General features: G+C 59.9%; 1 protein-coding gene and 2 pseudogenes. 1 reads left to right on the top strand and 2 read right to left on the bottom strand.

Annotated elements, in window-relative coordinates; all coding sequences use genetic code 11:
- The coding region (locus ESZ60_RS20630; protein ID WP_245155814.1) for a transposase at nt 1–440 on the top strand (440 nt) is incomplete at its 5' end.
- Between the two features lie 54 nt (nt 441–494).
- On the opposite strand, the pseudogene ESZ60_RS20635 reads toward ESZ60_RS20630, so the two are convergent.
- Both ESZ60_RS20635 and ESZ60_RS21950 read right to left on the bottom strand, forming a co-directional pair.
- Nucleotides 495–695: pseudogene (locus ESZ60_RS20635) on the bottom strand (transposase); the annotation flags it as partial.
- Between the two features lie 69 nt (nt 696–764).
- Nucleotides 765–1,030: pseudogene (locus ESZ60_RS21950) on the bottom strand (transposase); the annotation flags it as partial.

The raw sequence follows: 1,030 nt of genomic DNA on the forward strand, positions 1-1,030 counted from the left end.
ACCGCAAGGGCCAATCGTCGGGAAAACAGTCCCCCGGACTGTTTTCTGATCCTCCTCATACCACCGATCTGCGCCGGATTTACAGCGCCCCGACGGCCGATATGGCCGAAGTCGAGCTCGACGCCTTCGAGAAAAAATGGGCGGAGAAATACGCGTCTATCGCCCCGGCCTGGCGCAGGGCTTGGCAGGAAGTGATCCCGTTCTTCGGCTTCGATCCGGCGATCCGCAAGATCATCTACACGACCAACGCCGTTGAGAGCCTGAACCACGTGATCGGGAAATCGATCAAGACGAGGGGTTCCTTCCCGACCGACGAGGCCGCGACCAAGCTGATCTATCCGGCCATCCGCAACTTCGAGAAGGACGGCCGAAATGTCCGGGAATGGTTTGCGGCCCGCAACCAGTTTGCCATAATGTTCGGCGAGCGCTTCGACGCTTGAGTATCCCAAACCGCATGGGCCGGCCCGGATACACAAAGTTCAGGACACTCCCGGGCCGAACAGCACTTTCACCATCAAACAGAACTGGATCGCGGCATCGGAAAACACCGGTGGGCGGCCATTGCGACCGGCCTTGGGCGCGCGCCTCACCATGTTCTTGTCCTGCCATATCAGCAACGAGACACGCCGCGTCAGCGCTTCGTTATAGGACTTCCAGTTCGTCGTGCGGTAGCGGGCAGGTACTGAGTTCGTCATGCCGAGCCGATTAACCTACCGGAATCGCGTAGTGAATCCGTCAGATCCGAAAGTTCTGTAACAATGCCCCTTCAGGCCATAGAGATAGAGCAGATGGGCCTGGATATCCCGGACTGTCAGCCCGGCCGCGTAGAGGCCGATGATCTTGTTCGTCGGGAAAACAGTCCCCCGGATTGTTTTCTGTTCCGCCTCACTCCATCCCGTCGATCCGGGTCTGGCCCTTCTTCACCAGCTCCGGCTCGAAGCTGCTGTCGCGGTCGCGGGGCACCGCAACGGTCATCTCGCCGTCCTGCCCCTTCAGCACCTTGGTCGAGGCGCCATTCCGGCGATTGCTC

The organism is Paracoccus ravus, assembly GCF_004522175.1.
GTDB classification, from domain to species: Bacteria; Pseudomonadota; Alphaproteobacteria; order Rhodobacterales; family Rhodobacteraceae; genus Paracoccus; species Paracoccus ravus.